This window comes from Nocardia otitidiscaviarum, from assembly GCF_007362295.1.
GTDB classification, from domain to species: Bacteria; Actinomycetota; Actinomycetes; order Mycobacteriales; family Mycobacteriaceae; genus Nocardia; species Nocardia otitidiscaviarum.
Genome location: NZ_CP041695.1, coordinates 6,264,795 through 6,288,906, shown reverse-complemented (window position 1 = coordinate 6,288,906; position 24,112 = coordinate 6,264,795). Strand labels below are relative to the sequence as shown.

Genomic DNA, 24,112 nt, shown 5'->3' with positions numbered 1-24,112 from the left:
TCGCCGGCGACTACGCCATGGCCGCGGTGGCGCGCTCGGCGGCGAGGTCCGGGATTGCGTACGTTGCGGGTGCATCCGCGAGGTCCAGTACCAGTGCGCGGTCGCGGGAGTTGTCCGCGCTCGGGCCGCGCGCGTGGGCGAGGTCGGCAGCGGGGCGGAAGCGGTGGCGGGCGTTGCCGAAAGCCGCTGCGGCCATGGGCTTGCCGCTGCTGTGGAGTAACCGGGTGCTGCCCGCGCTGGCGCTGGGTATGCGCGGGCGCACCACCGCCAACCTGGCCTTCGCGGGCGGGTACGCCGTGCTGTTCCGGGGGCGTCCGGGGTGGTTCTCGGCGAGCGGGTGGCGGGTCGGGCTGGCTGCCGCCGGGCTCACCCTGGCGGGTTACGGTGTGGCACTGGCCATTCCGGGGCTGCGCGAGCGAGTGGGGGAGATCGCGGAGCGGGTGCCGGAGACCTCGCACGCGGAATGGGTCGGCCTGCACATACCGGTGGGCACCGTCGTCAGCGAGGAGCTCATCTTCCGAGGCACCCTGACCCCGCTGCTGGACGACACCTTCGGTCCCGGCGGTACCTGGCTCGGCGCAACGGTTTTCGGGCTCTGGCACATCTACCCGGCGCGTGCGGCGGGCGATCCGATTCCGGTGGCGGTCGCCATCACCGCCGCCGCGGGCCTGCTGTTCGACCACCTCCGCCACCGCTCCGGCAGCGCCACCGCCCCGGCCCTGCTCCACCTCGCCCTCAATGCGGGCGGCGCGCTGGCCCCACTGCTTGCCCGGCGCATTTCGGAGCCCCCGGAGATCCTGGTCGGCGAGTGACATCCCGACGCCACTGCCCGATCGGCCGTGCCGCGAGCGCAGTGACGTCCCGCCGCCGCCCGTTGTCCGCCGACGGTGTGCGGCGGCGTGCCGAATCCCGGTGTCGGCCGGAGCGGCTAGCCTCGTCGGGTGGCACGACGAGCGGCGGTGAACCCGGAGGAACTGCGAGCGGCCCTGGCGGCGCTGGAGCCCTGGCTGCGCGACGAGACCGCGCCCGGTCCTACCCGAGCCGAACTCGGTGCGGCGGTCAAGGGCACCGCCCGCACCCTGGCGGCCGATGCCCCCGGAGCGTCGGTGGAGGTCCGCGTCCCGCCCTTCGTGGCCGTGCAGTGCATCGAAGGCCCGCGCCACACTCGCGGCACCCCACCGAACGTGGTCGAAACCGACCCTCGCACCTGGCTCCTCCTCGCCACCGGACTCCTGGATTTCGACCAGGCCCTGCACTCCGGAGCCCTGACCGCCTCGGGCACCCGAGCCCCCGAGATCGCCCGCTGGCTCCCCATCCTCCGCCCGCGCTGACCGCGCTTGCGCGCTTGGGCAGTCTGCGCCAGGGGCGCAGGGTGGGCAAGCGCAGCGCGCTCTCCCGGAGAGCGCCAGCGCCGAACCCCCTGCCCGCTGGCGATCCCCGCCGAGCAGCGCTGCCGCTGCTACGTCTGCGCTGCCGCTGCTACGTCTGCGCTGCCGCTGCTACGTCTGCGCTGCCGCCGCTAAGCCTGCGCCGCCGCCGCTAAGCCTGCGCCGCCGCCCGCGCGTCTTTCTCCACCGGCCTGCGCTCCAACCCCTTGTGGTCGTAGAACCGCGTGATCAGCAACCCGAACACCACGCCGATCGCCAGCCCCAGCGCCGCCATCCACACCCCGCGCGTCAACCCCGCCACTCCGCTGCCGTTGAAGTAGAGGATCGCGCGGGTGCCCAGGAACACCTGGTGCATGGGTTCGAAATTGGCCAGCCAGCCGAAGTACTTCGGCGTCGCCTCGATCGGCACGGTGCCGCCGGAGGACGGCAGGCCGAGAATGATGAAGATGATCAGGTTGACGATCAGACCGGCCGTGCCCACCGCCGCCAGCACCGAGGTGCAGGTGAATCCGACCGCGATGATCACGAACGCGCCGTAGATGAACAGCAGCAGCGGTTTGTCGATGGGCATGCCCAGCGCCGCGCCGATGCCGAGCAGCGCGGCCGACACCGCCACCGCCATCACCGACACCGCCGCCCATTTGAGCAGCAGCGTGCGCGTCCGCGAGATCGGGGCGCGCGGGAAATGCACGTACCAGGGCCCCCATTCGGTCGGCAGGAAGCCCAGCGCCGAATCGATCAGCTGGTGAATGATCATCGCGCCCACCATGCCGACCAACAGCAGCAGCAGGCTGTAGAAGAACGCCGTCAGACCCTCACCGGACCCGTTCGGCAGCGGCCGATACTGCTCGACCACGATATTCAGCGGCTCCGCCAGCGCCACCCGGGTGGCCGCGGTGAGCTCCGGCGCGGGCGGCCCGTCCGGTGGCGGCGCCAGCTGGGCGTTGACCTGTTCGGTCAGCTGCTTGCCGACCTGGATCTGTACCTGACTGAGAGCTTCCTCACCGAATTTCTGGGTGATGGCGGTCGCGAACGCGCCGGTGCGCGGATTGGTCTGCAGAGTGATGACCGGCTTCGAGATATCGCCCGGCACCACACTTCCCACGCCCAGAATGCCGAGCCGTTTGGAGAAGTCGCTGGGAATGATGATGGTGCCGTAGACCTGCGCCTGCTGCATCTGCAGCTGCGCCTCGCCGATGCCGAGCTCGCGCAGATCGATCTTGTCCGCGGGCACCGCCTCGCGCAGTCCGGCGGCGACCTGATCGCCGAAGTTCACCTGCTTTTCCTGGCCGGGCGCGCCGATGGTGTCGCCGACGTCCTGATTCACGAGTGCTATCGGGAAGTCGTGCAGATTCTCTTCCGGATCCACGACATAGTCGAGGTACATCACGCCCAGCAACGAGGCCAGCAGCGTGACGACGATGATCGGAAAACCCCATTTGATCGGGGTGAGATGCCGACGTGGCGTAGGTTCCGGGGTATCGCTGGTCGTCACCGGAGAAAGCTAACAGCAAACGCCGCGCCACCCGGGTTATCCCAACGGCGGGTTGCGTCGTGATTACCCGTAGACTGGTGCGTGCCCCCAGCCCGCCGAACAGGGAGCAAACGGTGAATCTGCACCCCTCCGCCGCCGCAGCCGACCAGGACGAGAACGAACCGCGCGAAGAATGCGGTGTTTTCGGTGTCTGGGCACCGGGCGAGGATGTCGCCAAGCTCACGTATTACGGGCTCTATGCCCTCCAACACCGTGGCCAGGAAGCGGCGGGCATCGCCGTCGCCGACGGCGCGCAGGTGCTGGTCTTCAAGGATCTCGGCCTGGTGAGCCAGGTCTTCGACGAGCAGACCCTGGCCGCCATGCCCGGCCACGTCGCCGTCGGCCACTGCCGCTACTCCACCACCGGCTCCACCACCTGGGAGAACGCCCAGCCGATCTTCCGCACCACCGCGGTCGGCACCGGAATCGCGCTGGGGCACAACGGAAATCTCGTCAACACCGCCGAATTGGGAGCGCGGGCACGGGAACTGGGCCTGATCAGCGGGCGACTGGCCGGATCCCTGGGCGCCACCTCCGACTCCGACGTGATGACCGCGCTGCTCGCGCACGCCGCCGCCGACAAGAGCATCGAGCAGGCGGCCATGGAGATGCTGCCCACCCTGCGCGGCGCCTTCTGTCTCACCTTCATGGACGAACACACGCTGTACGCGGCGCGCGACCCGTGGGGTGTGCGGCCGCTGTGCCTGGGCCGACTGGATCGCGGCTGGGTGGTAGCCAGCGAGACCGCCGCCCTCGACATCGTCGGCGCGTCCTTCGTGCGTGAGATCGAGCCGGGCGAACTGCTGGCGATCGACGCCGACGGGGTGCGGTCCATGCGCTTCGCCAATCCCGAACCCAAGGGCTGCGTCTTCGAATACGTGTATCTGGCCCGCCCGGACTCCACCATCGCCGGACGCTCCGTGCACGCCACCCGCGTCGAGATCGGCCGCCGGCTGGCCGCCGAACATCCCGTCGACGCCGACCTGGTCATCCCGGTGCCGGAATCCGGCACCCCGGCCGCCGTCGGTTACGCGCAGGGCTCCGGACTGCCCTACGGCCAGGGGCTGATGAAGAACGCCTATGTGGGGCGCACGTTCATACAGCCCAGCCAGACCATCCGCCAGCTCGGCATCCGCCTCAAGCTCAATCCGCTGCGCGAGGTCATTCGCGGCAAACGCCTCATCGTGGTGGACGACTCCATCGTGCGCGGCAACACCCAGCGGGCCCTGATCCGCATGTTGCGCGAGGCGGGCGCGCTGGAGATCCACGTCCGCATCGCCTCGCCGCCGGTGAAGTGGCCCTGCTTCTACGGCATCGACTTCGCCTCGCGGGCGGAGCTGATCGCCAACGGTGCGGGCGAGGGCTCTTTCGAGGACATGGTCGAGGGCGTGCGTCGCTCCATCGGCGCCGACACCCTCGGCTACATCTCCACCGAGGGCATGATCGCCGCCACCGAACAGCCCCGCAGCCGCCTGTGCTGCGCCTGCTTCGACGGCAAGTACCCCATCACCCTCCCCACCGAGGCCGCCATCGGCAAGAACGTGCTGGAGGGCATGCTCACCGGTGCGACGGAAACCGAACTGCTGGCCGACAACGCCAATGCCAGCGCATTGAGCCGTCCTTGACCGGAGCTCGGGCCGACGGCTCTCAGCCGTGCGCTGAAGTCGCGGGGAGCCGGTAATGCTAGCGTGAGCAGGCATCTATCCACCGATTCGGCTTGGAGCTCTCCGAAGACAATGACTGAACAGACCCCCAGCGGTGCCGGTGCGTCGTACGCGGCGGCCGGAGTGGACATCGAAGCCGGCGATCGGGCAGTTGAGCTCTTCGCACCGCTGGCCAAGAAGGCAAGCCGACCCGAGGTGCAGGGTGGACTCGGCGGCTTCGCCGGGCTGTTCGCGCTGAAGGGTGGATACCGCGAGCCGCTGCTGGCCGCCTCCACCGACGGCGTCGGCACCAAGATCGCGGTCGCGCAGGCGCTCGACAAGCACGACACCGTCGGACTCGACCTGGTCGCCATGGTCGTCGACGATCTCGTGGTGTGCGGCGCGGAACCGCTGTTCCTGCAGGACTACATCGCGGTCGGCCGCGTGGTGCCCGAGCGGGTCGCCGAACTGGTCTCCGGTATCGCCGAGGGCTGTGTCCAGGCCGGTTGCGCGCTGCTGGGCGGTGAGACCGCCGAACATCCGGGCCTGATGGGTCCGGACGACTACGACCTGTCCGCCACCGGCGTCGGCGTGGTGGAGGCCGACGCGGTGCTGGGCCCGGATCGGGTGCGTCCCGGCGATGTGGTGATCGCCATGGGCGCCTCGGGCCTGCACTCCAATGGCTACAGCCTCGCCCGCAAGGTGCTGCTCGACATCGACCGCATGTCCCTCACCGGGCACGTGGAGGAGTTCGGCCGCACCCTCGGTGAGGAACTGCTCGAGCCGACCCGCATCTACGCCAAGGACTGCCTGGCGCTGATCGCCGAAACCGATGTGCGCACCTTCGCCCACGTCACCGGCGGCGGCCTGGCGAACAACCTGGCGCGCGTGCTGCCCGCGGGCATGGTCGCCGAACTCGATCGCGGCACCTGGAACCCGGCCCCGGTCTTCAAGATGATCGCCCAGCGCGGCCGCGTCGAGCGTGTCGAAATGGAGAAGACGTTCAATATGGGCGTCGGTATGGTCGCCGTGGTCGCGCCCGAGGACGCCGACCGTGCGCTGGCCGTCCTCACCGCCCGCCACATCGAATGCTGGACCCTCGGCACGGTCAAGAAGGCCAAGGACGCCGACGCCGCCCGCGCGGTGCTGGTGGGAGACCACCCGCGCTTCTGAGTTCTGACACACCGAACTGCCCCGACCACCACCGTGGCCGGGGCAGTTCGGCATTCGAACGGTGTGAACGCTCAGCGCGACGATGGTGCTGCGGTCGTGCCGCGTACGGTGGCAGGCGGTCCCGGTCGGATACCGGTGCGCACCCGTCCGCGCCGGAGCGCGAAGACCAGGCCGAGGCCGACATGGACGGTGATGGTGAGCAGCAGTAGCCCGGCCAGGAGATCAGCCGCCGCGGCGGTCGCCGCGAACAGCGCGAGCAGCTGGGCGGCCAGCAGCAGCGGGAGATTGGCGTAGCCGAACGCGGTGTGGAAGCGGCGCAGGCGGTTGCCCTTCGGCGGTAGACCGTACGTGGTGATGCCGAGCTGCGCGTGCATGACGAGCAGGATCTGGTAGACCGCCTGGGCGACGGTCCCGCTATCGAATCCGCCGATGGTCGGTAGCGCGGGGACCGCGACCGTGAGCAATAGCAGTGGGAAGGCGATCCAGCCCAGGCGGCGGGTGACGCGGGCGCGCTGGGCGGCCGGGACCGCGGCCGTGTTCGGTGCGTGCCGTAGCCGGTGCGCGGTGGCGGCGAGTCCGGCGCACAGGATCAGTTCGCCGAGATTGCCCAGCAGCGGTGCGGCCCCCGCGAGCGACGCCGCGACCGTCATGACCGCCGCCGTCGCCAGCAGCGGGCGATAGCCTCGGCGCAGCCAGATCGCGACCCCCGTGACCAGGACGAAGGTTCCGGCGATGAGGACCGGCAGCGCTTCCGTGCCGGATGCGGCGGCGTTGCCGTACCGCAGGGTGCCCGCCCACCACTCCGGTCGCAAAGATAGCCGGACGACGTCGTTGCCGACCGCCGTGCCGATAGCGAGCGCGGTGAGTGCCGCCGTCGTCAGCCGTGCCGGTCGTGAACCAGCCCAGCTCACTCCCGCCCGGATCGCGACGGCGTGCGCCCACGGGATCAGCAGGGGTGTCAGCACCGCGTGGATCGCGAACCGCGGCACGCTCAGCGCTTCGAGAACACCACCCGCACCGAGGAATCGGCCCGCGCCGATGACGGCGTTGTCGTAGAGCAGTGTCAGGCACAGCAGCAGCGGGATGATCAGCAATCTGTTGCCACTGTCGTGCAGGCGGTGCGCGCACACGCAGGCCAGTACGAGGTGACCCGCGGCGATGAGTTCGAACAGGAGTGAGACGGTCATGCAGCTCCGCTTTCCGCGACGGCGGTGAGTACCCGGATGGGCGATTCCGGCTGCCGACGATAATATGACGACACGGTGTCACAAAATTAGGAGGCGAGATGCCGAAGATCAACGGTGCGTCGGTGGTCGAACATCGTGCGGATGTGGGCCGGCGGCTGCTCGGGGCGTTCGCGGAACTGCTCGCCGAACGCGGCTACGAGCAGGTCACGCTACGCGACGTCGCCGAGCGTGCGGGCGTGTCGCGCAGCTCGATCTACAACTATCACCGGGACCGGTACTCGCTGCTGCTCGCCTGGTCCGAGCACCAGGTGGAGCAGTACATGTGCTTGCTCGATCGTGAACTCGCCGGCGCCGCCGAGCCATTGGAGCAGCTGCGCATCGTCATCGTCACCGTGCTGTCGGAATTCGCGGTGGCCTCGTCGAGCGCCCACAGCCTGGCCGCGGCGCTGCCGCCCGAACAGCGGGACGCGCTAATGGGCCACGTCGCTCCCATCCGGGATCGGCTGCGCGAGATCCTCCGGCACGGCATCGCCCACGGCGAATTCCGCGACGACCAGGATCCCGACGTGGTCGCCGACATGATTCTGGCCTGCCTGGAGACGCAGCGGCTCCACCTGGCGCATGGCGCGGAACTGGCGAGCGCCGCACGGCAGGTGCTGCTGTTCGTCGCGGACGGAATCGTGCGCGACGAACAGCGACCCTGAGCGCGAATCCCGTTAGGGCGTAGCGGGAAACGCACCAGCGCCCCTTCGCGACTGCGCGGGGACGCCGATGTGTCATATGTAGTTCGAGCCCTCGACACCGTGAATCACGGCAAAATCGACGCGCTAAGGGGGAGGCCAGTCACGGCCTCCCCCTTAGCACGTCGATTCGATCCGAGTCAGCGGCGCCAGTCGTCGTAGGTGTCTTCTTCTTCCCAACGCGACGATTCATCCGCGTCGTGCTCGTCGGAAAGCACACCACTCCGCTGCGAGCTGGGGGAAGAACTTCCCGACAGCTCGCGCTGAAGGCTCGCGAAGTCGGTTGGTGCCGAGCTGTACTTCAGCTCGCGCGCAACCTTGGTCTGCTTTGCCTTAGCCCGGCCACGGCCCATGGCTGACCCCCTCGCGTCACTGCGGGGCGGCCTGGGGTGGTTGGCGGCCCCGTTCGAATTAATATCTTCCTGACAGACACTTTAGCGTGTGTCAGGCGGTCGCGCTTCCATGAGTGCCGGAAGATCCTCGCGAGTGCCGTTCCGACCGGGGCGACGCCGTTTCCGGCAGAGCTCAGAGCAGCCCGGGAATTGCCCGGATCACGCCGACCCGAGCGCCGCCGCCCAGCACGGCGGGAGCCGCCAGCTCGGCGTGGTCGTCGGTCCAGTCGACGCCCATACGCTGCAGAATGGCCAGCGTCAGCGGTACCCGCGCGCGGTCGTGCCCGTCATCGATCTTGTAGGCGAAGGCCGAACCGTCCGGCAGCGCACCCGCGTGCACCCCGTCCGCGCCGATCTTGCACACCAGTCCGGGCGTCGCTGTCATCACGCGCAGATCCGGCCCGTCCGTGCCGGAAATCACTCGCGGATGGGTGCGGATCGCCTCCGCCACCCGGCGCTCCGGGGAGCCGGCGGGGGCGGTGGCCATGGTGGCGTAGGCGCGGGCGAGGTTCACCAGCGACACCGGCACGATCGGCAGGCCGCAGCCGTCCAGGCCGAGATCGGTTTCCGGCTCGCCGGTGATATCGGCGATGGTGTCGGTGACCGCGCGCTGCAGCGGATGCCCGGCATCGAGGTAGCCGCGGGTCGGCCAGTCGTTGATCCGGCAGGTGGCGAGCATGGCGGCGTGTTTGCCCGAGCAGTTCATGTAGATCCGGCGCGCCGCCTTGGCGCGGTCGTGCCCGGCGAGCGCGGTGGCGCGGGCCTGCTCCTCGAAGGGCAGATCCGGCGGGCACTCCAACTCGTCCTCGGTGAAGCCGAAGCGGTCCAGCAGCCGCTGCACCAGCTCCACGTGATCGGGTTCGCCGAAGTGCGACGCGGTGGCGATGGCCAACTCGGCGTCGTCCACGGGATCAAAGCCATGGCGCAGCAGGGTGATCGCCTGCATGGGCTTGTTGGTGGAGCGCGGGAAGATGGGGCCGTGCACCTCACCGAGTTCCACGGTGGGCTCACCGTCGGGGCCGAGGATCACCAGCGAACCGCGGTGCACGCACTCGCGGAAACCCGACCGCACCACCTCGACCAGTTCCACACTCATGCTGTGCCCTTTCGCGCATGGGCGGGGTGCTCCATGGTTACGCTCCGCTGTCGCCTCCGCGCCTGACCGCTCATGCTGTGTGCTGTGCCCTTTCGCGCACGTGCGGAATGCGGCGTGGTCCGCCCGTCGCTGACCGCCGCCCGCGACCGGCCATCCGCCTGACCGCTCATGCCGGCAACTCCGCGCTCGTCGCGGCAGCGCGGTCGTTGCGGCGGCGGTGGCGCTCGATCTGCATGCGCACATCGTCGGAGATGGTCGGCTCCTCGGTGAGCAGCCGGTCCAGCAGCGCCTGATCGCGGCCGCCGAACAGGTCGCGCACGGTGATGCCGTGGGCGGGAATGTGGATCCGCCGCACCTCGTCGCCCGCGGCGATCGCGCCCTCGGTGAGCACCCGCAGGTACGCGCCCGTATCCGATTGCAGGGTGAAGCGTTTCACCCACTGCTGCTCGCCGGTCCAGTGCTGGAAGGTGGCGCACGGGACGCGCGGCGCGCTCACCTCGAACAGGGCGTCGCCGATGGCCCAGCGCTCACCCAGTACCGCATCGCTCACCGGCAGGCCGCCGATGCGCAGATTCTCGCCGAACCAGCCGTAGGGCAGCTCGCGATCGAGCTCGCGGCCCCAGCGTTCGGCGTCCTCCTGGGCGTAGGCGTACACGGCCTGGTGTTCGCCGCCGTGATGTTCGGTATTGCACACGTGATCGCCGTCGAGGCTGAGCCTGTTCACCCGCACCCGCCGCGTGACCGGGCGTTTGTCGATGGCCGAGCGACCGACCCGGCCCGGCACCTCGATATCGGCGTGCACCACGCACACGGCCAGCACGGTGCCGACCGTGCTGGACGCCGCCGGGGCCGCGGTGTGTTCGGGCAGCACGGATTCCGCCGCCGCGGTGAGTTCGTCGCTCATCGGCCGCGCAGCCTCTCCACGGCCAGGCGACCCGCCTGCGGCTCGTCGTGGGCACGCACGGAATCGGGGTCGATGGAGGCGGCGACCGGTCCGGCCGCCAGCTCGGTGTCGACCGGGACATTGCGTTTGATCAGGGCCAGCGCCACCGGGCCGAATTCGTAGTGGTCGACCACCGTGCCCACCACGCCGACCGCGCGGCCACCGGCGGTCACCGGATCACCGGTGGCCGGACGCGAATCCGCGGAGCCGTCCAGATGCAGCAGCACCAGCTGCCGCGGCGGCTTGCCGAGATTGTGCACACGGGCCACCGTCTCCTGGCCGCGGTAGCAGCCCTTGTTCAGGTGTACCGCGCCGAATTCGGCCGGGCCGCCGATCCAGTGCACCTCGTGCGGAATGGTGCGCTCATCGGTGTCGACGCCGATGCGCGGGCGCAGCGCCGTCACCCGCAGCGCCTCGTAGGCCCACATTCCGGCGGCCTCGGCTCCGGCGGCGCGCAGCAGCGCCCACCAGTCGCCCAGCTGCGCGCGGGGAACGATCAGATCGTAGGAATCGGCCGTGGGCCAGGGCATGCGGCGCAGGAACCCGCCACCGGGCAGCGCCACCGCCGCATTGACCTCGGGCAGGGCGGCGACACCCAGGGTGTCGGTCAGTTCGGACACGCGCGGCCCGAGCAGGCTCAGCATGGCGTAGTCGGGTGCGGCCTCGGGCTTGGCGTCGGCCCAGAACACCATCTTCGCGAGGAAGTCGAGCAGTGCCGGGCCGCGCTCGGCCTCGGTGTCGATCCACACCGTGCCGTCGAGTTCGGTCAGCACGAAGTGGTTGAGCACGCGGCCGTTGAGATCCAGGTCCAGATTCTCCGCCGACCGTCCGTCGCCCAGTTCCGCCACATGCTGGCTGGAGACGGTGTGCAGCCAGGTCAGCCGCTCTTTGCCGGTGATGGTGAACAGAAAGCGATGCGAACGGTCCACCACCGCCACCCGCTGCACCGCCGCGCGCTGCTCGCCGAAGGGATCGCCGTAATGCCACGCGACAGCCGAATCCGGAGACTCGGGCAGCCCCGCGACTGCCCCTGGATTGGAAAGGATCGGGCTGGGTGCAACCTCGGAGGACACATACCCACAATAGGTGTTGGCCGATCCGCCTCGCGCCGGCGGTGGAGAACCCGCGTAACCGGGCACGATCTGTCCTAGGCTCACTTGCCATGGTGGAACGAGTTTTGGTGTCCCTCGACGGCGCGATCCGGGATCCGGACGCGCCGTTGCTGTATGCGGACGACATCGGTGTGTTGCGCGGCGACGGCGTGTTCGAGACCGTGCTGGTGCGCGACGGCCAGCCGTGCGCGATCGAATCGCATCTGGCGCGACTACGCAGATCCGCGGAGGCCCTGGAGCTGCCGCCACCGGATCTCGACGCCTGGCGCGCCGCCGTGCAGAAGGCGGCCAAGGAATGGGGGGAGTCCCGCGAGGGGCTGCTGCGGATGGTGCTCACCCGCGGCCGCGACAGCGAGCAGGGCGTCGGCGGGCAGGCCGCCAACAAGGAGCTGACTCCGGCCGAACCCGCGACCACCGGCTACGTACTGGTGCTGCCGGTGCCCCAACGGGTGGAAACCGCGCGCACCGAGGGTGTTTCGGTCATCACACTGTCGCGTGGAATCTCGGTGGATCTGGCCCAGGCCGCGCCCTGGCAACTGTTGGGCGCCAAGACCCTGTCGTATGCGACGAATATGGCGGCGCTGCGTTTCGCGCACCGTATGGGCGCGGACGACGTGATCTTCACCAGCACCGAGCACAAGGTGCTGGAGGGCCCGCGCTCCACGGTGGTCATCGTGCGCGACAAGCAGCTCATCACCCCGCCGCCGAAGGTCGGCGTCCTGCCCGGCACCACGCAGCGGGCGCTGTTCGCCGAGGCCGAGAAGGCGGGCTGGGAATGCCTGTACAAACCACTGTTCGTCGCCGAACTGATTACCGCGGACAGTATCTGGATGCTCTCCAGCATCACCCTGGCCGCCCGGGTGAACTCGCTCGACGGACTGCGGATGTCGGCGCCGGACCACGCCCCCGAGATCATCGAACTGGTGAACCGCGGGGTGGCGCGGGCGGGCAGCATCGCCGACTGGTGAGGGTGTGCCGCGGGCCTTTCGGATGACCTTCGGAAGGGCTCGCGCGGGGACCTGGGGGCACACCTGCGGGGACTTCGGTCACCGCTTGGCAAATGACCAGCATGTTGTGGCGCGTCACATGGTCATCTGATACCCAGCAGGCGTAGTGTCCGGTACTACGTCATGTCGTAGATCGGCAGGGAGGTCGGATGGACGTCGTCGACGTCGCGCGCTGGCAGTTCGGTATCACCACCGTTTATCACTTCATCTTCGTGCCGCTGACCATCGGCCTGGCGCCGCTCGTCGCGGGCATGCAGACCGCCTGGGTGATCACCGGCAAGGAGCACTGGAAGCGCCTCACCAAATTCTTCGGCAAACTGTTCCTGATCAACTTCGCCCTCGGCGTCGCCACCGGCATCGTGCAGGAATTCCAGTTCGGCATGGGCTGGAGCGAATACTCCCGCTTCGTCGGTGACGTCTTCGGCGCACCGCTGGCCATGGAGGCCCTGGTCGCGTTCTTCATGGAATCGACCTTCCTCGGACTGTGGATCTTCGGCTGGGACCGACTACCCAAGAAGGTGCACCTGGCGTGCATCTGGCTGGTCGCCATCGGAGTGAACGCCTCGGCGTACTTCATCGTCGCGGCCAACTCGTTCATGCAGCACCCGGTCGGCGCGACCTTCAACCCCGAGACCGGACGCGCGGAATTGACCAGCATCTGGGAGGTCATCACCAATGTGACGACCCTCGCCGCCTTCCCACACGTCGTCGCGGGAGCCTTCCTCACCTCCGCCACCTTCGTCGCGGGCATCGCCGGCTGGTGGATGGTCCGCACCATGCGCAAGGGGGAGGCCGTCGCCGCCGAGGAGGCCCGCACCATGTGGCGGCCCGCCGCGCGCATGGGCCTGTGGATCATTCCCATCGCGGCCGTCGCGCTCGTCTACACCGGCGACGTGCAGGGCAAGCTCATGTTCGAGCAGCAGCCCATGAAGATGGCCTCCGCGGAATCGCTGTGCCACACCGAAACCGACCCGAACTTTTCCATCCTCACCGTCGGCACCCACAACAACTGCGACAGCGTGAGCCACCTCATCGAGGTGCCGTATGTGCTGCCGTGGCTGGCCAAGGGCGAGTTCAGCGGCGTCACCCTCGGCGGTGTGCAGGATCTCCAGGACGAGTACGTGCTGAAGTTCGGCCCCGGCGACTACCGGCCCAACCTGTTCGTGACCTACTGGTCCTTCCGCGCCATGATCACCTTCATGGCGGGCTCGATCCTGCTGGCGCTCATCGGGTTCTGGGTGACGCGGCGTGGGCGGGTGCCGGATCAGAAGTGGTTCTCCTGGTTGTCGCTGCTCGCCATCGCGACACCGTTCCTGGGCAATATCTCCGGCTGGGTGTTCACCGAGATGGGGCGGCAGCCCTGGGTGGTGGTGCCCAATCCGACCGGGGAACAGAGCATTCGAATGACGGTGCAGCAGGGCGTCTCCGGGGTGTCCGCGGGCACCATCCTCACCTCGCTCATCGTGTTCACACTGCTGTACGGCCTGCTCGCGGTCGCCTGGTTCTACCTGATGCGGCGCTACACCGTCGCCGGGCCGGAACCGGCCGCCACCGAGTCGGACGCCCCGAAGATGACCGGGGATTCCGTCGAGAAGCTTTCCTTCGCTTACTAGGAGACTCCGGATGACTCTGCAAGTGTTCTGGTTTCTGCTGGTCGCCGTGCTCTTCATCGGCTACTTCGTACTGGAGGGCTTCGACTACGGCGTCGGCATGCTCATGCCCATCATCGGGCGCAAATCCGAGGTGAAACGGCGCGTGGTGCTCAACACCATCGGGCCGGTGTGGGACGGCAACGAGGTGTGGCTGCTCACCGCGGGCGGCGCCATGTTCGCGGCCTTCCCCGAGTGGTACGCGAGCCTGTTCTCCGGGTTCTATCTCGCCCTGCTGCTCATCCTCGTCGGCCTGATCACCCGGGCCTGCGCCATCGAATGGCGCAGCAAGATCAATGACGACAAGTGGCGGCGCTGGTGCGATATCGGCATCGGGCTCGGCTCCTGGATTCCCGCGCTCGCCTGGGGCCTGGCGTTCGCCAATATCGTGCGCGGCGTCCAGCTCAACGAGAAGCGGCAGATCGAGGGCACACTGTTCGACCTGCTCAACCCGTACGCGCTGCTCGGCGGGCTCACCACGCTGCTGCTGTTCCTGCTGCACGGCGCGATCTTCATCTGCCTCAAGACCGGCGGCGAGGTGCGCGACGACGCCGAGGCGATCGTGCGCAAGATCTTCGTGCCCACCGCCGCGGTGGTGGCGGTATTCGGCATCTGGACCCAGCTGTCCTACGGGCAGAGCTGGACCTGGATTCCGTTGGTGCTGGCGGTGATCGGGATCGTGGTCGCCGGGCTGGCGCACAGCCGCAGCCGCGACGGCTGGGCCTTCACCGGCACCGCGCTCACCATCCTGTCGGCCACCGCCCTGCTGTTCGGATCGCTGTTCCCGGACGTGCTGCCCTCGACCATCGACCCGGCCTTCAGCCTCACCGTGGACGGTCGCGACGGCACCGTCAGCGCCTCGTCCACGCACTACACGCTGGTGGTCATGAGCTGGGTGGCGGTGGTCATGGTGCCGATGGTGCTCATCTACCAGGGCTGGACGTACTGGGTGTTCCGCAAGCGGCTCACCATGGAGCAGATCCCCGACCCCATCGGCCTGCTCCCGGAGAAGGCGAAGAACTGACCCATGGCTCGACCGGTCGACCCGCGCCTGTGGCGGCACGCCCGCTCGGCACGACGGTATCTCGTGCTGAGCGTGGCGCTGTCGCTGGCGACCACGGTGTGCATCGTGGTCGCGGCCCTGGCCCTGGCGCGGGTGCTGGCCGGTGTCATCACCGATCCGGGACGCCGTGATATCGACTCCTGGACAACCGAACTGGCGGTCTTCGCGATCGCGGTCGCGGTGCGGGTGGCGGCCACCTGGTGGCAGTCGCGGCTCGCGCACCGTGCCGGAGCGCAGGTGGTGGCGGAGTTGGAGACCGCGGTGGTGGTCGCCGGAGCCCAGCTGCCGCCGCGCGAACTGGAGCGCCGCCGAACCGAATTGGCGGTGGTGGCGGGAACGGGACTGAACGGCCTGCGCGCCTACCTCGCCGGGTATCTGCCCGCCCTGCTGCTGGCCGTGCTCGTGCCCCCGGTCCTGCTGACCGTCATCGCGCTGCACGACCTGGTCTCCGCCGGAATCATCGCCGTCACCCTGCCGCTCATCCCGATCTTCATGATCCTCATCGGACTGCTCACCCAGGGGAAGTCCAAGGAGACCCTCGCCGCGACCACGCGGCTGTCGGATCAGCTGCTCGACCTGTTCGCGGGCATGCCGACACTGCGGGCGCTGGGGCGGGAGACGGGGTCGCGGCCCGGAGCGGGCGGAGACGCCGCGATCGACACCGCCGTCGGCACCGGGGAATCGGCTACCGGGCGCGGGGACGCGGTGCACGGATCGGGTGTGTCGGCAGCGGATGAGTCGGCAACGGATGAGTCGGCGCGGACCACCATGGCGGGCCGGGTGCGCGATCTGGGCGAGGCCCTGCACAAGCGCACCATGTCGGCGCTGCGCATCGCCTTTCTGTCGTCCATGGTGCTGGAGATGCTCGCCACCCTGTGCGTGGCACTGGTGGCCGTATCCATCGGCATGCGACTGGTGTACGGGCACATGGGGCTCTACGGCGGGCTGGTGGCGCTCATCCTGGCCCCGGAGGTGTACCTGCCGCTGCGCATGGTGGGGGAGCGGTTCCACGCGGCGCAGGACGGAATGGCGGCCGCGGACAAGGCTTTCGCGGTACTCGAGCCGGACGGGCGGGAGCAGGACGCGGGCGTGTTCGCGGTGGATGCCGAACCGCTGGGCGGATCGACCCGTGTGGTGGTCGGCACGTCCGGCAGCTCGCCTGGCCCGTCCCGCGTGGAAACGCGAGAGCCCAACGGCCACATCGAGATCACCGCATTGAGCGTCGCGGCCCGCGACGGCGCGGCCCCCGACGGACTCTCCGCCACGCTGTCGCCCGGCGCGGTGACGGTGCTGACCGGACCCAATGGCTGCGGCAAATCCACGGTGCTCCAGGCGATTCTGGGCTTGGTCGCCCCCGACACCGGTGTGGTGCGCATCGACGGCACACCCGTCGCCGACCTGGACCCCGACAGCTGGTGGTCCCGGGTGGCGTGGCTGCCGCAGCGCCCCGTGCTCGTCCCCGGCACCCTGCGCGACAATCTCGAACTCCTCGGCGCTCCCGCCGACCCGGCACAACTGGCCGCCGCCTGCGCCGCGACCGGATTCGACACCGTCCTCGACGAACTCCCCGACCGCTGGGGCACCGTCGTCGGCACCGGCGGCATCGGCCTGTCCCTCGGCCAACGCCAACGCCTCGCCCTCACCAGAACCCTCGCCGCCCAACGCCAGGTTCTGCTGCTCGACGAGCCCACCGCCCACCTCGACGACGCCAGCGAGGCAACCGTCCTCACCGCCCTCGTGGACCGCGCCCGCGCCGGAGCCACCGTGGTGGTCGTCGCCCATCGCCCCACCGTTCTGGCCATCGCCGACCACGTCATCGAGGTGCACGCCACCCAGCCGGACGGCGAGTCCGATTCCCTCGTCGCACAGCCGGATGACGAGCGCGACGCGAACACCTCGGCGGATGTCCCCGAACCATCCGGACCTGCACAGGATTCCGCGCCCGGCAGGACATCGCGCCGCACCGACGGTGACCGCATCGGCAGCGGTGGACCCGACAACGGCGCCGCCGGCGGAACGCCGAATCCCGTGGCAGGCTCCACGGCATGCACGGACCACTGCCCGGATCCCACGCCGGAATCGGCGGACAACTCCGCGGCACGGCCGTTCGAAAGCGCAGGCCGGGTGACCGGGGTGCGCGGTGCGGTCGGCGGTGGTGCCGCGCACGGCGGGCCGTCCGGGGCGGCCGGGCTGCCTGAGACGACCGGAGCGTCCGGGACCGCCGGGGTGGTGGGGCGGTGAAGGCGATGCTGGCCGATTTCCGGCGGATTCGCGAGCTGCTGGAGCTGTCGCGGTGGCGGATGGCGGTGTCGATCGGATGGGGCACGCTGGCGTTGGGGAGCGGTCTGGCGCTGGCGGCCCTGGCGGCGTGGCTGATCGCCCGCGCCTGGGAGATGCCGCCGGTGCTGGATCTGACCATCGCGGTGGTGTCGGTGCGGGCGCTGGGCATCGCGCGCGGGCTGTGCCGGTATCTGGAGCGGCTGGCCACCCACGATGTGGCGCTGCGGGCCATGACGACCGCGCGCACCACCACCTACCGCAGGCTGGCCGCCGCCGACATCTGGCGGCCACGACGCGGCCAAGGCTCGGCATTCGGCGGCGAGGCGTCCGAACCGCCGGGCGCGGGCGATGCCGGACGAGTGGACGCACCGGCGCGGGCGATCGCTACGGCAGGTGTCGCGGATCCCACGCGGCTGCGGCGGGGGGAGCTGCTCGGGCGGGTGATGGGGGATATCGACGATCTCGGGGCCGTGGTGGTGCGGGCGTTCGTGCCGATGGCCGTGGCGGTGGTGCTGTCGCTGAGCGCGGTGGTGCTGTTGGCGTTCATCTCGATACCGGCGGCGCTGATTCTCGCGGTGGCGCTGGTGGTGGCGGGCGTTGTCGCGCCGTGGCTTTCGGCGCGGGCGGCGCGCGAGGCCGAGGAGGCGGTGCGCGGTGATCGCATCGAGTTCACGGCGGCCGCGCTGACCGTGCTCGACCATGCCCCGGAACTGCGGGTCGCGGGGCGGCTCGACCGTGCCGTGGCGAGCGCGCGGGCGGCGGGGGAGCGGGCGGTCGCCGCCGAGGACCGCGCGGCCTCGCACAGTGCGTGGGCGGCCGCGGCGACACCGCTGTCGATCGGCGTGAGCGTGCTGGGCGCGCTGCTCATCGGAATCGTGCTGTACGGCACCGGAACCGGCACGCCGACGGCCGGATTCCAGACGGTCGAGCCGGGCGGGATCTCGCCCATGGCGCTGACCGTGCTGGTGCTGGTGCCGCTGTCGGCCTTCGAAGCGGTCGGGGTGCTGCCCGCCGCCGCGCAGGCGCTCACCAACGGGCGGGCGGCGCTGCGCCGCATCGGCCGGTTCGAGCGCGGCGAATCCACGGCTGTGCGAACGGATTCGCCGGATCTGCCGGACGGGTATCGCATCGCGGTGGTCGGCCCGAGCGGTGCGGGCAAGACCACGCTGCTCATGGCGTGGGCGGGCCTGTTCGACACCCCGCGCCCCGGCGTCACCTTCTTCGCCGAGGACGCGCATCTGTTCGGCACCACCGTGCTGGAGAATCTGCGGGTGGCGCGCGGCGACATCACCGAGCCGGAGGCCGAAAGCGCCCTGCGCGCGGTCGGAGCCGGTGCGTGGCTCGACTCCCTGCCCGACGGCGTGCACACCGAACTGGTGGGCGGCGCGGCCGCGGTATCCGGCGGTCAACGCCGCCGCATCCTGCTCGCGCGCGCCCTGCTCGCCCCCGCCCGCGTCCTGCTGCTGGACGAGCCCACCGAACACCTGGAGGCCGCCGCGGGCGCTGATCTGCAACGCCGCCTGCTGGACCGCACCAGCGGCCTGGTCGCCCCCGACCGCGTCGTCGTGGTGGTCACCCATCAGCTCCCACCCGATCACCGTGCCGACACCGTGGTGCGGGTGGCCGCCGACGGCACCGTGGCAATAGACCGGTTTATTCCCTCCTGACCTGCGATTTCGCCGTCCGAGAAAATACATTGCCGCCACCGCGCACCCCCACTAGATTCATCGGTACACGGGAAAGGAGGTGGTTCGAGAAATGGTTATTTCTAGGACGCGTGAGGTGGCTGCCAGCTAGGCGCTACCGCTGCAATCGGATTCCGTTCGCGCGAGCGCCTCGCGAATCCCAGGCAGTCACCCGGCCCCCGAGTCCCGATCCGTCCGATCGGATCCGCGTGAACGTTGCATCCGCGGATATGGCTCGGGGGCCGTACCTTTTCCGGCGAGTCTGCTCTGATCAGGGACTACTCTGAGGACATGACCGTTGAACCGGTTCCCGAATCCGAACCAGTTCCTGACTGGCTCATTCCACCGAAAGAAGGGTTCACCGTCGACGATTTCCTACGGCTGCGTGACTTGCCGCGGCACACGGAACTCATCGACGGGAGCCTGATCTTTGTGAGTCCGCAGCAGAAGTGGCACAGGCGTGCCATCGATCTGTTCAGATCGGAACTGCAACGACAGGCCCCCGCGCATCTACACGCGGACCGCGAGATGTCGGTCAAGCTGGGGAAGCGGCAGATGCCTGAACCGGATGTCCTCGTGGTCACGCAGGAGGCGTATGACCGTGAAGCACCGGCCACATACTACTTCGCGGAGGATGTGGTTCTCGCCCTCGAGGTAGTGTCTCCGGATTCGGAGGACCGGGATCGAGAGACGAAGCCTTTCAAGTACGCCAAGGCGGGCATCCCGTACTACTGGCGGGTAGAGCGTCGTGATGGCGATGCCGTCGTCTATGCGTATGAGCTCGACCCCGTGACAAGCCGCTACTGCCCGACCGGGATTTTCCACGACTGCATACACATGTCGGTCCCGTTTCCCGTGGAAATCGAACTGACGGCCATCGACAGGCTCGATTAGTTCAGCACGTCAGCCGATGTAGCGCTGGAGGCGGGCCGAGAGGCGGGGTTCCAGCGCGCCGTCGGCGGAGATGCGTTCTTCGACATAGCCCAGGTCGCCGCCTTCGACGATGCCGTAGAGGCGCTTGGCCCCGCCGACCACGATGCCGGACTGGCTGCGGATCACCACGTCGGTGGCGAGTTCCCAGGACGACTGGGTGAGGGCCTGGCCGTAGAACAGTTCCACGATGCCGGACGAGTGGGTGAGCAGCAGCTCCAGCACCTCGTCGTCGCCGTCGATGCCGACCCGCCAGAAGCCGCTCTCGCGCAGATCGGGGCCGTTGTAGGAGCCGTCCTCGCCGATGACCCAGGAGCGGGCCTCCCAGGTGAGGTAGTCGCCGCCGTCGTGGGAGACCACGATCTGCTGGCCGAAGCGGTAGTCGCCGGTTTCGGGGTCGTTGCCCTCGCCCTCGCCGCGCCACACGCCGACCAGCGGCAGCAGCGCGAGCATGGAGGAACTCAGGTCGGGACCCTGACGCAGATTCGCGGTGTCCTCCGGCAGCGGGAGACCGGAGAGCGAGGGGATGTTCAGCCCGCCGGTGGACTTCGCCTTCTCGGCAGCCTCGGCCACGGCCTGATCACCACTGCGCCGGGCAGTGGCGGATTCCGGCACGGAACCGTTCGACGTGCCGTTGTCGGTGTTCTCGCTCGCCGACTCTGTCACGACTCGGTGAACAGCCGGTAGAGGACGTACAGACCGAACCACGCGATCAGCACGGAGACGAGAACCAGCAAAATCTCGAAGGCAAGCACCACGATTGCGGAGTCTAGTGGCACCGTATTTCGGATGCGAAAACGGCCCCGGGAAAACGATTCCCGGGGCCGTTTCCACGATCCCTCACCCCTGAGCAGGGTGATCGGTGAGTTACTTGGCGACGACGACATCCAGCTCGTGGATGCCCGCACCCTCCGGCTTCACCTCGGCCGAACCATTGCCGGACGACGACAGCGCCCGCACGGTCCACGCGCCGGGCGCGGCGAAGAAACGGAAGTCACCGGTGCCGGAGGCCACGACCTCGGCGGTGAAGTCACCGTTGCCGTCCAGCAGGCGCACGAACGCGCCGCCGACGGTCTGGCCGTCGGTGGTCAGGACGCGGCCGGTGATGACCGTCTCCTTCTCCACGTCGACGCCCGCGGGAATGGCCTGACCCTGGGTAGGTGCTGCACACATACTGATTACGCTCCCAACTCGATCGGTGCACCGACGAGGGAGCCGTACTCGGTCCAGCTCCCGTCGTAGTTCTTGACGTTCTTGTGGCCCAGCAGCTCCTGCAGCACGAACCAGGTGTGCGAGGACCGCTCACCGATGCGGCAGTAGGCGATGGTCTCCTTCTCGCCGTCCAGGCCCGCTTCCTTGTAGAGCTCGGCCAGCTCGGCGTCGCTCTTGAAGGTGCCGTCCTCGTTCGCGGCCTTGGACCACGGGACGTTGATGGCGGTCGGGACGTGGCCCGGACGCTGCGACTGCTCCTGCGGCAGGTGCGCGGGGGCCAGGATCTTGCCGGAGAACTCGTCGGGCGAACGCACGTCGACCAGGTTCTTGGTGCCGATGGCGTTGATGACCTCGTCGCGGAAGGCGCGGATGGACAGGTCCTGCTCACCGGCCTTGTACGAGGTGGCCGGGCGGTTCACGGCGTCGCGGGACAGCGGGCGGCCGTCGAGCTCCCACTTCTTGCGGCCACCGTCGAGCAGCTTCACGTCCTGGTGGCCGTAGAGCTTGAAGTACCAGTAGGCGTAGGCGGCGAACCAGTTGTTGTTGCCGCCGTAGAGCACCACGGTGTCCTCGTTGGCGATACCGCGCGCCGACAGCAGATCGGAGAACTGCTCCCGGTTCACGAAGTCGCGACGGACCTGATCCTGCAGGTCGGTCTTCCAGTCCAGCTTGACGGCGCCCTCGATGTGGCCCGTGTCGTAGGCGGAGGCGTCTTCGTCGACCTCGACGAGGACGACGCCCGGGGCGTTGAGGTTCTCTTCGACCCAGTCAGCGGAGACCAGGACATCGGAGCGAGCCATGTTGTTCCTTTCAGATGTTTGCCGGGGTCAGGCGGTGGGATGGGGGTTGGTCGCCGCGGCCTTGGGGACCAGCCGGGAGACGAGGGGGTAGAGCTTGCAGCCCAGGCAGACGCCGAACGCCGCGTTGAGAAACGCTGCGAACAGCGCGAAACCGGTGAAAACCGCACCGGCGACGGGGATCGAGGCGGCGAACCCGATGACGCCGAGGACGGCGAAGATCAGGCCCACCAGTTGGGCGAACCGCAGTGGCGCAACGGGTTCCACGGCGGGGGCCGGGCCGATGCGGGGCAGCACCAGGTTCTTGTAGAGCAGGCCGTAGGGGCTGCCGCTCGGGCCGCGCAGGGCGCCGAGCGCGAAGACCACGGCCTGGGCGGCCAGCAGGATGCCGGCCGCGAGCGGGGAGAAGGCGGAGAGGATCAGGGTCAGCACCAGCACGGCGGTGGTGATCCAGGCGGCGAAACGGGGGCCGCGGACATCGACCTGACCGGAAGGAATTCGAGTACCGACCGGTTGGAGGTTGGGGGTAGTTGTATGCGACATATCAGTGCTCCTGCGCGGAAAGAGGATTCGGTTGGCCAGAGCGCCGGAGGATGCGGACATCACTCGTACGGCGGGTCAATCCCGGTCGGCGACAGAAGGATTCGAAAGGCCGACCGGCTAGCGGCACAGGCAGCAACAACCACCGAGGCGACACAGATCTACCGTGCGGCGTCGGGTGAGCATCAGCTCGCGGTTGGATTGCACGATTCGGAGTTTACCCGGTTTTCGGGGGAAATTGGACCCGGGGTCCGTAATGCTGGTCACTCTTCGGCATTTGCCCTGGTTAGCGGGGCCAAGGTGGAGCGCAGATCGGCGGCTTTCGGCACCCCCGAGATCCGGAAGCGCTCATGACCGTCGGCGTCGAAGACGAATGTGGTCGGCAGCGACAGCACCGACAGCTCCTTGGCCAGCGCCGGATCGGCGTCGATATCGATCTCCAGATCCAGCGGCGGGGCCGGGGCGTCGGCGAACTCGGCGACGGTGCCCGCCACCACCCGCCGCACCGCCGCGCACGGGCCGCACCAGTCGGCCGAGAAGTGCAGCACCGCAGGCCGATTCGCGACCAGTCCGGCGGCAGCCAGCAGTTCGCGGCGCGGTGACGCGGCATCCGGCTGCGCCGCGGCGCTGGCCCGAACTCGACCCTCGTTGCGCCGCAGCAGAATTCCCACCGCGACAGCGGCGGCCACGGCGGCGGCGAGGACGGCGAGCTCGATCATTGCTGCCGCTGCAGATGGTCCAGGTCGATGGTGACGTCGCGGCCGCGGCCCTCGACCACGATCTGCCCGCCGACCGCCTCGACCTTGGTGGGGCGGATGCCGAACGGCAGATCACGGGTGTCGATGGTGCGGGTGAACCAGCCCAGAATCATCTCGGTCGGCACCGCGGGCAGCACCGCCACGGGCGTCGCGGTGGCCTCCTCACCGTGATAGATCTCGGTCGCCACGATCTGGATCTGGCCGTCGGCATCCAGCCGCAGATCGGCGAGCACACTCACCAGCTGACCCTTCTCGGTGCTGGACGAGCCGGGCGGGGTGTCGACGCGCGGCGGCACGGTGCCGGTCAGGATGATCGCCCCGGACGTGGTCATGCCGGTGCCGCCGGAACCGCCGGAACCGTCCGACTTGTCGGCGGGCGGGCCGAACACCTGCAGATCCGGAATGCGGAACAGCCGCCCCAGCTCGATGGGCTCGATATGCATGCTGGCCTGCACCTCGTCCACCGGAACCATGCGCACCCGGCCGTCGGCCAGATCGCTCAGCGGCAGCCGCACCCCGTACAGATTCGATTCGATCTGGATCTCGCCCGGAATATCCGGCCGCCGGGCCCGCGCCCGGATATAGATGTCGTCGTAGGTCCCGTCCACCGCCTGCGCCACGAACGGAAACCCGCGAAAGGTCACCTCCGGGTCCGCGCTCAGGTCCGAGCCTTCGCGCAGCAGCCGCGACACCCGGTACTCGGAGTAGGCAGCCGTGCCGAAATCGAGCACGACCGCCAGCCCCGCCAGGCAGAGCAGCCCGATGATCACCCTGCGGAAACTCATGACAGGCACCCTACTGGGTCTAATTTGCCCTCCGCTTCGCTCCGGGCGGGGTTCGCGGCGCTGAAGGTCCCGGTTCTTCCCTCCCTCCGCTCCCCCGCTTCGCTCCTCCGCTCCACTCGGTCCAGAACCGGGACGCGCCGCGAACCCAGGAGGGTGGCGCTTTGTGCTGCGGGAGTGGCTGGACGGGTGGTGAGCTCG

Annotated in this window: 24 protein-coding genes; 11 read left to right on the top strand and 13 right to left on the bottom strand. The window is 69.1% G+C overall.

Going from position 1 to position 24,112, the window contains the following annotated elements:
* Positions 1–10 precede the first annotated feature (10 nt).
* The gene (locus FOH10_RS28145; protein ID WP_143982953.1) at positions 11–196 is read right to left on the bottom strand and encodes a hypothetical protein; all 186 of its coding nucleotides are present in this window, start codon (positions 194–196) and stop codon (positions 11–13) included.
* On the opposite strand from FOH10_RS28145, the gene FOH10_RS28140 reads away from it, so the two are divergent.
* Together FOH10_RS28140 and FOH10_RS28135 are read left to right on the top strand one after the other, a co-directional pair.
* Positions 195–812: a CPBP family intramembrane glutamic endopeptidase gene (locus FOH10_RS28140; RefSeq protein ID WP_143982952.1), complete on the top strand. Its 618-nt coding sequence runs from the start codon at positions 195–197 to the stop codon at positions 810–812. The genes FOH10_RS28145 and FOH10_RS28140 overlap by 2 nt on opposite strands.
* A gap of 129 nt (positions 813–941) precedes the next feature.
* Positions 942–1,331 carry a sterol carrier family protein gene (locus FOH10_RS28135; protein ID WP_143982951.1) on the top strand — a complete coding sequence of 130 codons (390 nt, stop codon included), beginning with the start codon at positions 942–944 and terminating at the stop codon, positions 1,329–1,331.
* A gap of 208 nt (positions 1,332–1,539) precedes the next feature.
* Here the strand turns inward: FOH10_RS28135 and FOH10_RS28130 are convergent, their stop codons facing one another.
* Positions 1,540–2,883, bottom strand: a complete 1,344-nt coding sequence (locus tag FOH10_RS28130) for a YhgE/Pip domain-containing protein (protein WP_425326106.1) — start codon at positions 2,881–2,883, stop codon at positions 1,540–1,542.
* Between the two features lie 113 nt (positions 2,884–2,996).
* On the opposite strand from FOH10_RS28130, the gene purF reads away from it, so the two are divergent.
* Together purF and purM are read left to right on the top strand one after the other, a co-directional pair.
* Complete coding sequence (gene purF, locus FOH10_RS28125) at positions 2,997–4,547, top strand: amidophosphoribosyltransferase (protein WP_029930863.1); 1,551 nt, start codon at positions 2,997–2,999, stop codon at positions 4,545–4,547.
* 111 nt (positions 4,548–4,658) lie between these two features.
* Entirely contained in the window at positions 4,659–5,738 is a 1,080-nt protein-coding gene (purM, locus tag FOH10_RS28120) for a phosphoribosylformylglycinamidine cyclo-ligase (RefSeq protein ID WP_029930864.1), read from the top strand.
* Between the two features lie 71 nt (positions 5,739–5,809).
* Here the strand turns inward: purM and FOH10_RS28115 are convergent, their stop codons facing one another.
* Positions 5,810–6,925 carry a hypothetical protein gene (locus FOH10_RS28115; RefSeq protein ID WP_143982950.1) on the bottom strand — a complete coding sequence of 372 codons (1,116 nt, stop codon included), beginning with the start codon at positions 6,923–6,925 and terminating at the stop codon, positions 5,810–5,812.
* Positions 6,926–7,023: 98 nt separating this feature from the next.
* Between FOH10_RS28115 and FOH10_RS28110 the strand changes: the two genes are divergently transcribed.
* Positions 7,024–7,629 (top strand): TetR/AcrR family transcriptional regulator, encoded by a 606-nt coding sequence (locus tag FOH10_RS28110; RefSeq protein ID WP_143982949.1) that lies wholly within the window; start codon positions 7,024–7,026, stop codon positions 7,627–7,629.
* A 176-nt stretch (positions 7,630–7,805) separates the two neighbouring features.
* Here FOH10_RS28110 and FOH10_RS28105 read toward each other — a convergent pair whose 3' ends face one another.
* The 4 genes from FOH10_RS28105 to ygfZ all read right to left on the bottom strand — a co-directional run bounded on the left by FOH10_RS28105 (position 7,806) and on the right by ygfZ (position 11,169).
* Positions 7,806–8,018, bottom strand: coding sequence for a DUF3073 domain-containing protein (locus FOH10_RS28105; RefSeq protein WP_081592194.1), 213 nt, complete (start codon positions 8,016–8,018; stop codon positions 7,806–7,808).
* Positions 8,019–8,190: 172 nt separating this feature from the next.
* Complete coding sequence (locus FOH10_RS28100) at positions 8,191–9,153, bottom strand: asparaginase (RefSeq protein ID WP_143982948.1); 963 nt, start codon at positions 9,151–9,153, stop codon at positions 8,191–8,193.
* A 166-nt stretch (positions 9,154–9,319) separates the two neighbouring features.
* The gene (locus tag FOH10_RS28095) at positions 9,320–10,057 is read right to left on the bottom strand and encodes an MOSC domain-containing protein (protein WP_143982947.1); all 738 of its coding nucleotides are present in this window, start codon (positions 10,055–10,057) and stop codon (positions 9,320–9,322) included.
* Positions 10,054–11,169 (bottom strand): CAF17-like 4Fe-4S cluster assembly/insertion protein YgfZ, encoded by a 1,116-nt coding sequence (gene ygfZ / locus FOH10_RS28090; RefSeq protein ID WP_143982946.1) that lies wholly within the window; start codon positions 11,167–11,169, stop codon positions 10,054–10,056. Before ygfZ ends, FOH10_RS28095 begins: the two co-directional genes overlap by 4 nt.
* 89 nt (positions 11,170–11,258) lie before the next feature.
* Between ygfZ and FOH10_RS28085 the strand changes: the two genes are divergently transcribed.
* The 6 genes from FOH10_RS28085 (at position 11,259) to FOH10_RS28060 (ending at position 19,786) form a co-directional block, all read left to right on the top strand.
* Positions 11,259–12,176, top strand: coding sequence for an aminodeoxychorismate lyase (locus tag FOH10_RS28085; protein WP_143982945.1), 918 nt, complete (start codon positions 11,259–11,261; stop codon positions 12,174–12,176).
* A gap of 188 nt (positions 12,177–12,364) precedes the next feature.
* Positions 12,365–13,828: a cytochrome ubiquinol oxidase subunit I gene (locus FOH10_RS28080; RefSeq protein ID WP_143982944.1), complete on the top strand. Its 1,464-nt coding sequence runs from the start codon at positions 12,365–12,367 to the stop codon at positions 13,826–13,828.
* 10 nt (positions 13,829–13,838) lie between these two features.
* A complete protein-coding gene (gene cydB / locus FOH10_RS28075) occupies positions 13,839–14,888 on the top strand; it encodes a cytochrome d ubiquinol oxidase subunit II (protein WP_039809291.1) in 1,050 nt (349 codons plus the stop codon).
* A 3-nt stretch (positions 14,889–14,891) separates the two neighbouring features.
* Entirely contained in the window at positions 14,892–17,168 is a 2,277-nt protein-coding gene (locus FOH10_RS28070; RefSeq protein ID WP_143982943.1) for an ABC transporter ATP-binding protein/permease, read from the top strand.
* A 5-nt stretch (positions 17,169–17,173) separates the two neighbouring features.
* On the top strand, positions 17,174–18,874 hold the full coding sequence (locus FOH10_RS28065; protein ID WP_143984356.1) for an ATP-binding cassette domain-containing protein: 1,701 nt from the start codon (positions 17,174–17,176) through the stop codon (positions 18,872–18,874).
* A gap of 309 nt (positions 18,875–19,183) precedes the next feature.
* Positions 19,184–19,786: a Uma2 family endonuclease gene (locus tag FOH10_RS28060; protein ID WP_143982942.1), complete on the top strand. Its 603-nt coding sequence runs from the start codon at positions 19,184–19,186 to the stop codon at positions 19,784–19,786.
* A 9-nt stretch (positions 19,787–19,795) separates the two neighbouring features.
* Here FOH10_RS28060 and FOH10_RS28055 read toward each other — a convergent pair whose 3' ends face one another.
* The 6 genes from FOH10_RS28055 to FOH10_RS28030 all read right to left on the bottom strand — a co-directional run bounded on the left by FOH10_RS28055 (position 19,796) and on the right by FOH10_RS28030 (position 23,914).
* Complete coding sequence (locus FOH10_RS28055; RefSeq protein WP_143982941.1) at positions 19,796–20,488, bottom strand: heme-binding beta-barrel domain-containing protein; 693 nt, start codon at positions 20,486–20,488, stop codon at positions 19,796–19,798.
* 201 nt (positions 20,489–20,689) lie between these two features.
* Positions 20,690–20,995 carry a DUF1416 domain-containing protein gene (locus FOH10_RS28050; RefSeq protein ID WP_143982940.1) on the bottom strand — a complete coding sequence of 102 codons (306 nt, stop codon included), beginning with the start codon at positions 20,993–20,995 and terminating at the stop codon, positions 20,690–20,692.
* 5 nt (positions 20,996–21,000) lie between these two features.
* The gene (locus FOH10_RS28045; protein WP_029930877.1) at positions 21,001–21,834 is read right to left on the bottom strand and encodes a sulfurtransferase; all 834 of its coding nucleotides are present in this window, start codon (positions 21,832–21,834) and stop codon (positions 21,001–21,003) included.
* Positions 21,835–21,861: 27 nt separating this feature from the next.
* Positions 21,862–22,374: a DUF4395 domain-containing protein gene (locus tag FOH10_RS28040; RefSeq protein WP_228813246.1), complete on the bottom strand. Its 513-nt coding sequence runs from the start codon at positions 22,372–22,374 to the stop codon at positions 21,862–21,864.
* 260 nt (positions 22,375–22,634) lie between these two features.
* Positions 22,635–23,090, bottom strand: coding sequence for a thioredoxin family protein (locus tag FOH10_RS28035; protein ID WP_143982938.1), 456 nt, complete (start codon positions 23,088–23,090; stop codon positions 22,635–22,637).
* Positions 23,087–23,914, bottom strand: coding sequence for an LmeA family phospholipid-binding protein (locus tag FOH10_RS28030; RefSeq protein ID WP_039809301.1), 828 nt, complete (start codon positions 23,912–23,914; stop codon positions 23,087–23,089). Before FOH10_RS28030 ends, FOH10_RS28035 begins: the two co-directional genes overlap by 4 nt.
* Between the last annotated feature and the right edge of the window lie 198 nt (positions 23,915–24,112).